The sequence below is a fragment of the Tissierellales bacterium genome, assembly GCA_025210965.1.
Lineage (GTDB): Bacteria > Bacillota > Clostridia > Tissierellales > JAOAQY01 > JAOAQY01.
Genome location: JAOAQY010000229.1, coordinates 1 through 9,179, shown reverse-complemented (window position 1 = coordinate 9,179; position 9,179 = coordinate 1). Strand labels below are relative to the sequence as shown.

The 9,179-nt window shown below is 34.4% G+C and carries 9 protein-coding genes; 8 read left to right on the top strand and 1 reads right to left on the bottom strand.

Annotated features, from left to right (window positions below):
* The 5 genes from atpD to flgG all read left to right on the top strand — a co-directional run.
* A partial coding sequence (gene atpD, locus N4A40_16450; protein ID MCT4663445.1) for a F0F1 ATP synthase subunit beta occupies nt 1–1,006 on the top strand: 1,006 nt, incomplete at its 5' end.
* A 20-nt stretch (nt 1,007–1,026) separates the two neighbouring features.
* On the top strand, nt 1,027–1,434 hold the full coding sequence (locus N4A40_16445; protein MCT4663444.1) for a F0F1 ATP synthase subunit epsilon: 408 nt from the start codon (nt 1,027–1,029) through the stop codon (nt 1,432–1,434).
* Between the two features lie 229 nt (nt 1,435–1,663).
* Complete coding sequence (locus N4A40_16440; protein MCT4663443.1) at nt 1,664–2,680, top strand: rod shape-determining protein; 1,017 nt, start codon at nt 1,664–1,666, stop codon at nt 2,678–2,680.
* A 247-nt stretch (nt 2,681–2,927) separates the two neighbouring features.
* Nucleotides 2,928–4,031: a flagellar hook-basal body protein gene (locus tag N4A40_16435; protein ID MCT4663442.1), complete on the top strand. Its 1,104-nt coding sequence runs from the start codon at nt 2,928–2,930 to the stop codon at nt 4,029–4,031.
* 22 nt (nt 4,032–4,053) lie between these two features.
* The gene (gene flgG, locus N4A40_16430) at nt 4,054–4,851 is read left to right on the top strand and encodes a flagellar basal-body rod protein FlgG (protein MCT4663441.1); all 798 of its coding nucleotides are present in this window, start codon (nt 4,054–4,056) and stop codon (nt 4,849–4,851) included.
* Between the two features lie 42 nt (nt 4,852–4,893).
* On the opposite strand, the gene N4A40_16425 is transcribed toward flgG, so the two are convergent.
* Nucleotides 4,894–5,811 carry an AraC family transcriptional regulator gene (locus tag N4A40_16425; GenBank protein MCT4663440.1) on the bottom strand — a complete coding sequence of 306 codons (918 nt, stop codon included), beginning with the start codon at nt 5,809–5,811 and terminating at the stop codon, nt 4,894–4,896.
* A 240-nt stretch (nt 5,812–6,051) separates the two neighbouring features.
* Between N4A40_16425 and N4A40_16420 the strand changes: the two genes are divergently transcribed.
* The 3 genes from N4A40_16420 to N4A40_16410 form a co-directional block, all read left to right on the top strand.
* Nucleotides 6,052–6,387 carry a rod-binding protein gene (locus tag N4A40_16420; GenBank protein MCT4663439.1) on the top strand — a complete coding sequence of 112 codons (336 nt, stop codon included), beginning with the start codon at nt 6,052–6,054 and terminating at the stop codon, nt 6,385–6,387.
* A gap of 52 nt (nt 6,388–6,439) precedes the next feature.
* Nucleotides 6,440–7,354 (top strand): AEC family transporter, encoded by a 915-nt coding sequence (locus N4A40_16415; protein MCT4663438.1) that lies wholly within the window; start codon nt 6,440–6,442, stop codon nt 7,352–7,354.
* An 86-nt stretch (nt 7,355–7,440) separates the two neighbouring features.
* Nucleotides 7,441–9,179: site-specific integrase (locus N4A40_16410; GenBank protein ID MCT4663437.1), on the top strand; the 1,739-nt coding region annotated here is incomplete at its 3' end.

Sequence of the window (9,179 nt, the reverse complement as noted above, 5' to 3'; positions counted from 1 at the left end):
TGAAACTGGAATTAAAGTAATTGACCTTATTGCGCCATATTCAAAAGGTGGTAAAATCGGTCTATTTGGTGGAGCCGGTGTTGGTAAAACTGTAATTATCCAGGAATTGATTCACAATATCGCTTCAGAGCATGGTGGTATATCAGTATTTGCCGGCGTTGGAGAGAGAACAAGAGAAGGTAATGACCTTTACTACGAGATGAAAGATTCAGGAGTTCTTGACAAAACAGCTCTAGTGTTTGGTCAGATGAACGAGCCACCTGGAGCGAGAATGCGTGTTGCTCTTACTGGACTTACTATGTCAGAGCACTTTAGAGATGAAGCAGGACAGGACGTATTGTTATTTGTTGACAATATATTCCGTTTCACTCAGGCAGGTTCTGAGGTATCGGCCTTACTAGGACGTATGCCAAGTGCCGTTGGTTACCAGCCAACACTTGCTACAGAGATGGGACAGCTTCAAGAGCGTATCACATCTACTAAGAAAGGTTCAATCACATCTGTACAGGCTGTATACGTGCCTGCCGATGACTTGACTGACCCTGCACCAGCGACTACATTTGCCCATCTTGATGCGACAACTGTACTTTCGCGTGGTATTTCTGAAAAAGGTATTTATCCTGCAGTAGATCCTCTTGACTCAACATCTAGAATACTTGACCCAGCTATCGTTGGTGAAGAGCATTATCAAGTAGCTCGTGACGTTCAAGAGGTTCTTCAGAGATATAAAGAACTTCAAGATATCATCGCTATACTAGGTATGGATGAATTATCTGATGAAGATAAAATCACGGTAGCTAGAGCGAGAAAAATGCAGTCATTCTTCTCTCAACCATTTAACGTTGCAGAGCAGTTTACAGGACTTGAAGGTAAATATGTACCTCTTAAAGAAACAGTTAGAGGCTTTAAAGAAATCCTTGAAGGAAAACATGACAACTTGCCAGAGAGTGCTTTCTTGTACGTTGGTACAATCGAAGAGGCAATCGCAAAGGCGAAAAATCTGTAATCCAATAGGGGGGTGATTTGGTGTCGACCAAATTCAATTTAAAAGTTGTAACACCCTATCGAAACTTCTACGAAGGTGAAGTAGAAAAAATCGTTGTTCAGGGAGCAGAAGGAGAGATGGCTGTATTAGCAGATCATATCCCTATGGTAACTCCATTAGCTATTGGTAAATTGGTCATTATTAATGATGACAAAAAAGAACCAGCTACACTAGCAGGCGGTTTTATGCAGATTGCCGACGGTAAGGTAGTTATTGTTGCCGAAGCTGCAGAGTGGCCACATGAAATAGATGTAAAAAGAGCTGAAGATGCGAAAAATCGCGCTGAAGGTCGTCTAAAAGATGGTGGCGAAGAAACAGACTCTAAGAGAGCAAACGAATCTTTGAAAAAAGCAAGAGTTCGATTGGATGTTGCAGAAGAAAAGAAGTAATATACAAAGATGATGGATTTTATAATTCATCATCTTTTTTGATTATTGGATTTATTTGACATTGAAATGGTGGTATGGATTAGTTTTTTGTTTATAAAAAATTAGAAAATTCACATAGGAGTATAGCCAAGATAGATGTTTTACGGTAAACTATAAATAGGTTGTATTGCGATTGATATTTTATGATTTTGAATTCAAAACAAAATGATTGATAAAGGTGGAGTGGAGTATGTTTAGAACGGATATCGGGATTGATTTAGGTACAGCAAGTGTGCTTGTTTACATAAAGGGAAAGGGAATAGTGCTTCAGGAACCATCAGTTGTTGCAATAGATAGAAATACAGGGAGACTTTTGGCTGTTGGGGAGGAAGCTCGCCAAATGCTTGGAAGGACTCCTGGAAATATAGTGGCTATAAGACCGCTCCGAGAGGGCGTTATTTCAGATTACGACATAACAGAAAAAATGTTAAAGCACTTTATAAAAAAATCACTTGGCAAAAGACTATTTAAACCTAGAGTTATAGTTTGTGTTCCAAGTGGTGTTACAGAAGTTGAAAAGAGAGCTGTAATAGATGCTAGCAATCAAGCGGGGGCTAGAAAAACTTACCTCATAGAAGAGCCAATAGCGGCAGCTATTGGAGCTGATATGGATATTACGAAACCAGATGGAAACATGGTCATAGATATGGGCGGTGGAACTACAGATATAGCAGTGATATCACTAGGTGGTGTAGTAGTTTCAAAATCCATAAAAATAGCTGGGGATAAGTTTGATGAAGCCATAATAAGATATATGAGAAAAAAACACAATATAATGATAGGTGAGAGAACTGCAGAACAGTTAAAAATAGAAATCGGAACGGCTTATCCTAGAATTAAAGAAAAATACATGGAGGCTAGGGGACGAAATTTAGTATCAGGGCTTCCTAAAACTATAAAAGTATCATCGACAGAGATGCTACACGCACTAGAAGAGCCAATAGAAGCTATAGCGGATGCAGTACATGCAGTACTTGAGCGTACACCACCAGAATTAGCAGCTGATATAAGTAACAAAGGTATGATAATGACTGGAGGAGGTTCACTACTCTATGGTTTAGATAAACTAATAAGCAATAGAACGGGAATACCTGTTATGATAGCAGATGAACCGATTTCATGTGTTGCCAAGGGAACGGGTATGTCTCTTGAGAGCCTTGAAAAATATGAATCAGCGCTTATGACAACTTCTAAAAATAGCTATTAGAAAGACTTGCTTTAGAGGTAATTGGAAAGTTAAATGTGAGAATTTAGAAGTGTATAAAGAAAGCGTCAATAGAGAAATGAGAGAATGTGTTGTTGATGAAATCTGAGAAAATTTTTTAATTCCTTTTAAAGAGCTTAGAGGGCTCTTTTTTTGGTTATTATAATTTGGATTTTTTTTGATAAAAAATAAAGATATTTGACAGTTTTGCCGATAATAATTGTGAGATTATAGGAAAGAAGGCGAGTTTATGGAAAGAGGGCTTTATATTGCTACGACTGGTATGATCCACAATCAAAGGCGTATGGATGTTGCTTCTAATAATATGGCCAATGTCAATACTACTGCGTATAAGAAGGATACTGTACTAGCAGAATCTTTTCCAGACCTTTTGATGAGGAAGATTAAGGATAATTCCATGCCTCTTGAGGGTATTATTGAATCGCCTAAGAATATAAATTTTGTAGAATCAGTAACAGAAAATGGCAAAACTTATGAACTTGATATTGATGGAGGTTATTTGAGAGTTTCGACACCATTAGGAACGAGTCATGGCAAACACCTTCAGTTTACGGTCGATGAAGATGGTTATCTCAAGACCTATTATAAAATGGATGGCAAGATTAAAACTAATGGAGAAAATTATGTTATCGATAACGCAGGCAATAGGATTCAACTGCAAGATCCGGAAAATGATGTTTTGAGCGTTGATGATAAAGGAAATCTATTGGTAAATGATCAAAACGCAGGCAATTTAGTCACTATAGTTGATCAAAATATTATAGGAACTATAAATGCTGGGGTTAGACAAGATAAAGTGGTTACTAATTTTGAGCAAGGAAGCTTTATAGATACGGGTAACCGCTTCGACTTAGCCATCAAGGGCAATGGATTTTTTAAGATTAGATCGGCAGATGGAAAAGATTATTATACAAGAGATGGTTCGTTTTCAGTTGATAAAAATGGAGAACTAGTAACTCAAGAAGGGCATTATGTCGTAGGAAAGTATGGTTCAATTGTTCTAGGCGACGGAGATTTTACGGTTACAGAGTACGGTGAAATCCTAGTTGATAGTGAGGTTGTAGATCAATTAGAAGTCGTTGACATAGAAAATAGAGAAGATGTAAGAAAAATTGGAAATAACCTATATACAATGCTTGATGGAATAGATGCAAAAGAAATTAAAAATGACGGTAAGGTTGTGCAGGGTTATTTAGAAGGATCAAATATTAATTCTGTTAGAACAATGGTTGAGATGATTAGTCTTATGAGAAATTATGAGAGTAGTCAAAAAGTGGTCAAAATGATTGATGAAAATTTAGGAAAAGCGGTTAACGAGATTGCGAAAGTTTAGTAGTATAGAGGAGGCGTCATAGATGAATAGATCGATGTGGACAGCTGCAACTGGTATGTCAGCACAACAATTGAATATAGATGTTATTTCGAACAACTTATCAAATACTAATACAACTGGATTTAAAGCTGAAAAACTTGAATTTAAAGATTTGATGTATCAGGAGATTAAGAACTATAACAAGAGGGACGATGTAGGTAGACCTGTTAATTTGGAGGTTGGTTATGGTGTTATGCCATCGGCTACTAATAGAAATTATGAAGCGGGTTCTCTTCAAGATACAGGGAATGTATTTGATGTTGCTATTTTAGGAGAAAATGCATTTTTTGAGATTCAATTGCCAGACGGAGATAGAAGATACACAAGAGATGGTTCGTTCAAATTGAGCGTAAAGAGCGATGGGATAAATCTTACCACATCAGATGGATACAATGTAGTAAATTCTAATGGCGCAGCTATGACTATTCCTAGAGGTTTAAATCAATATGCAATAGATGAAATGGGAAACATAACAGGTATAGATGAAAATGAGAGAATAGTTGAAATTGGTCAGCTTGAACTTAAAAAATTCATAAATCCTAAGGGATTGTTAGCTGAAGGATTTAACCTTTATAAGAGTACTGAAGCTTCTGGTGCGGCTCAAGATTTAGAAGATGGTACGCATGTTAGATTGAGATCTAAATACTTAGAAGCGTCTAATGTAAAACCTGTGAAAGAGATGATTCACATGATTACAGCTCAAAGGGCTTATGAGCTTTCATCTAAGGCGATTACAACTTCTGATGAAATGCTACAGATAGTGAATAATTTAAGAAGATAGATTATTGACACATATAGAAATTTGACGAATAAAATCAAATTTCTATATGTGTTTTTTTAATAATAAATAAACTTGTTCGTCCATATATTCTAATATAGATTTCTGTATCGGGTAATTTTTATTTATTGGGAGATAGTTTTCAGGATTATGATTTTTTCTAAATTGATGAGGAGTCAATCTATAAAGCGATTTGAAACTAGTTATATATGATTTTGATGTGCTAAAGCCGTGTTTTTTAGCTATATCTTCGATTCTTTTGTCACTGTGAAGTAGATTCCACATAGCTTTTGACAAACGAACTGCGGTAATATATTGGTTAAAGTTCATTCCCATTTCTTTTTTGAAGAATTTAGATAAATAATATGGTGAAATTGATTCGGTATTTGCTAGCGTAGTTAATGAAATTTTCTCATTATAGTGATTGTGTATATAGCTTAGAATACGCTGAAGTCTATCTGGTGATGATTCTACTTCTTCTATTTGACCATCTCTGAAAAGTGCTATTAGTTTTTCGGCTAGTATTATAGTAACTCTAAGTGCTTGAAGTCTAAATGTTTCTTTTTTACCATTTATTATGTAAAATAGTTCTAGCATATCTTTTTTGAGATCTTCACAGAGTACTTGCTGATGATTGAGTAGTAGTAACTGAGATTCAAAATGGAGTGTTGGAAATTTAGGATAATAGCCTGCGAAAAATAGTGGATTTAATTGAAGTATTAGAAGTAAGGCGCCTTTTTCGATATTTACAACTTCGTGTAATTCATAGCTATTTATAATTAGAATATCGCCATCTTGTAATTTACGATATTGGCCGTTTACATCTATGTTAGCTGATCCATTTAGAACCAGCATTAACTCAACTTCTTTATGCCAGTGCTTGTGGTAAAATTGACCATCGAATATGAAAAGACTAAAGGGCAAATCATATAGATGATTTATGGTTTCAAAATATTCTTGCATAAGCATTCCTCCTAGTTTTATTATTTAAACCGTCTACTTCCATTTACTAATATACCATAAATAACTTAAATATAAAAGTAAGGTGATTGAATACGCAATTAATTCTAAAAATTCTCAAAATGAAATAAACATAAATAAATATAACTCCAAAATGAACAAAAATGCTTCTGCTTGTGGTAAAATGAATACAAATAGGGTAATGAGAAGATATAAATAATGAAATAGATGGAGCTGAGGAGTATGGAAATTAATATCAATCAAATGATTAATCAAGCAAAACTTCAAACAGATAGAGGACAAGAACTGAATAAAATTCAAGATAAATTCGAGGGTGCTAAAAATAGTTCTGATGATGAGAGCTTGATGCAAGCGTGTAAGGATTTTGAGGCCATATTTATGGATATTGTTTATAAAGAAATGCAGTCGACTATAACAGATGGTGGACTTACGGACAAAAGCTATGCTAGAGGGGTTTATGAGGATATGCTCAGCGAAGAGCTATCCAAAGAGACTACAAAGGATGAGTCGGGTATAGGGCTTGCTAAAATGATATATGATAGTATGAAAATGCGATAGTTTTATTAGGGGCTGAGAGCCCCTTTATTTTTGCAAAATTTGGAGGGATATTATGGCAACAGAGCAGATTTTTATGTTATTTATACTTATAGGATTGGGTGTAGTTTTGCAGAGGAGTAAATTGGTTTCAGCTGAGTTTTCAAAAGGGCTGTCTACATTTGTACTCTATGTCAGTTTGCCGGCGCTGATAATCAAGTCGATGAACTATGAGTTTGATCCAGAGCTTATGATAAATAGCATATATTTATTGGTATCGGGAATATTATTTTATCCTCTAGCGTATATAGTTGCTAAGTTGGTGGGAAAATTATTGAATGTAGGGGAAGATAAACTAGGAGTCTATGAGTTTTTGATGATTTTTGGTAATGTTGGATTTATGGGATATCCTGTGATGAGAGTTCTTTATGGTGAAATAGGAATATTTTACGCAGCGATGTTTAATTTTTCATTTAATCTTTACATATGGACGCTTGGAGTGTATTTGATAAAAAAGGGGAGCGGAGAAGGAGTTTCAGCTAGACTTTTGATAAATCCAGGAACATTAGCAGTGAGCTTAGGATTTGCGTTGTTTGGATTTTCGATACAATTACCGAGAGTACTTCAGCTAGTACTTGAAAGTGTCGGTGGGACCACTACACCGCTATCAATGATAGTAATTGGCATGATACTAGGGACGAGTAGTGGTTTTAAATGGATAAAAAATTGGAGGCTGATATTATCTAGTGTTATTAGGCTCTTGATTATTCCATTATTAGTGTTAGGAATAGTTTGGTTTGTTCCAATGCCATCTATGCTTAAAGGTTTCATATTGATATTAACAGGGATGCCATCAGCAGCTCTTGCTGCAATTTTTTCTCATAAATATGGAGCAGATCATGAGCTTGCGTCTAGAGGAATACTTCTTACAACATTTTTAAGCTTGTGGACTATACCATTTTTGATATACATTGAATCAATAATTTTTTAGTGTAATTCATTGACGGCATTCATGATAAAAGCAAGGGATACTGGGTAAATATCAAATAAGATTATATTACTCGAGGAGGTGATCCCTTGAATTTAGATAGAAAAGAGAAGCACACTTTTGATGACTTGCAAAGGCTTGACAATATTACTGCACTTAAGTTATTGATGTATATGAATGAGTACATTGATAAATATAATATAAGAAAATTGAGGCATAAGTATAGTCATGAGGATTTGCTAAATGCTGATTTTGACTATGCATTTAACCTTTGGCTTAGTTTGGATTATGTTAACAATAAAGGGCAGAGCATGATAGATTCTATGATTAAAGACAAAATGAGAGACTTGACATCGGAAGAAATCAATTTGCTCATGATGAAACGAGAAAGCTATTTGAGTATATACAGAGTTGAAAAAAGTTTGGAAAATGTGATTTATTTAGAAGATTTATTCTTAGAAGAGAAGATTTACTTTGTAAAGACAGAGAATATGCCAGAAATAGATATTGGAGATTACTTCGCTGGAAGGTTGATTTGGTATAGGGATCAAGTGCTAAATATTGGGCAATATAAAAAGATAAGTGAAGAATGCATAGATGCAATGATTTATTCAATAGAGCAAAAATACAAATTTTTCTTAGAAAATGTGGATATGTATTCGAAACGTTATTATTTGAAGAGACATAGTTTTGCTATATACAGCGTTATATTTGAAGTAGAAGATCAATTTTTAAAGAGAAAACAGGATTTAGAGGTAGAATCTGAGCTCAAATCATTTAGATTTTATTTAGCAATAAATAAAAACTTATCAGAGAGAACTATAAAAAAATATGATGCAAATTTGAGGGATTTTTACAAACATACTCTAAGAAAATACTATAAAACGCTTAATCAAATCACGGAAGAGGTGATATACGAGTACTTGATATATGTTTGTATAAACCAAAAACTTTCGATAGGACAATTGAGGAGTACATTAGTGAGTATGCGGCATTATATAAGACACATGGAATTATTAAACACTGGAGATGCTAACTATAATTCGCTACTGGAGTTGTGCAAAGAACGAAATTATTTTGGAGAAATTTATGCGAATATTGGATCTAGAGGTAGTGATACTCAACTGTCTTATATAGAAGATAAAGAAACTGTATGGAGAGATGAATGGGCGATGCCGATTGTCAAGAGACTTGTTGACATGCCAGATTTGATAGTAGATTTAGAGGCATTTGTTATTAAGGTATCTGACGGAGAATACGGTTACAAAACTAGAAAACTCGATTTGGAATTAATTGATGATTATGAAGTAACTAATAGGTATTTGATATATGAAAGTTTTTGTAGAAAAATGGATTGGATAAGAGTTAATTATGATGATAAAGTGAGCTTTGATAAAAGTAAATTCGATTTATTTATGAACAAAAGCATTGGTGCAAAGATAATTGAATTTGTAATGTTTTTGTGGTTCGACTTTAACTGGGAAAAATTATCAATGAGTTCTAATAGTTATGATCCTTTAGAATATAGTGAGAGACATAGGTATCTAGAACATTTATTAGAACTTCCCGTTGGCCATGAAAAAGATTTTGATCAATGGAGACTTGGCATGAATAGGGATGAATATAAATTTGTAAAAACTGGATTTAAAATTTATAAATCAAAAATATTTATTCCGTTTATACTTGGATGTTTTTCTGATTTGGGATTGGTTGAATTAGGAGAGCGGAAAGATAACATTGCTATAGAATGGCTACACGGGCTTAATATACAAACTATAGCTCTTACAAGACTTGGAAGGGAAATGCTTTATTATTTGATGTTAAAAGA

Excerpts from the sequence above, each read along its gene's own strand:
- N4A40_16435 (MCT4663442.1), top strand. The coding sequence starts at position 2,928 with ATGGAAAGAGGGCTTTATATTGCTACGACTGGTATGATCCACAATCAA.
- N4A40_16415 (MCT4663438.1), top strand. The coding sequence starts at position 6,440 with ATGGCAACAGAGCAGATTTTTATGTTATTTATACTTATAGGATTGGGT.
- N4A40_16440 (MCT4663443.1), top strand. The coding sequence starts at position 1,664 with ATGTTTAGAACGGATATCGGGATTGATTTAGGTACAGCAAGTGTGCTT.
- N4A40_16420 (MCT4663439.1), top strand. The coding sequence starts at position 6,052 with ATGGAAATTAATATCAATCAAATGATTAATCAAGCAAAACTTCAAACA.
- flgG (MCT4663441.1), top strand. The coding sequence starts at position 4,054 with ATGAATAGATCGATGTGGACAGCTGCAACTGGTATGTCAGCACAACAA.
- N4A40_16425 (MCT4663440.1), bottom strand. The coding sequence starts at position 5,811 with ATGCAAGAATATTTTGAAACCATAAATCATCTATATGATTTGCCCTTT.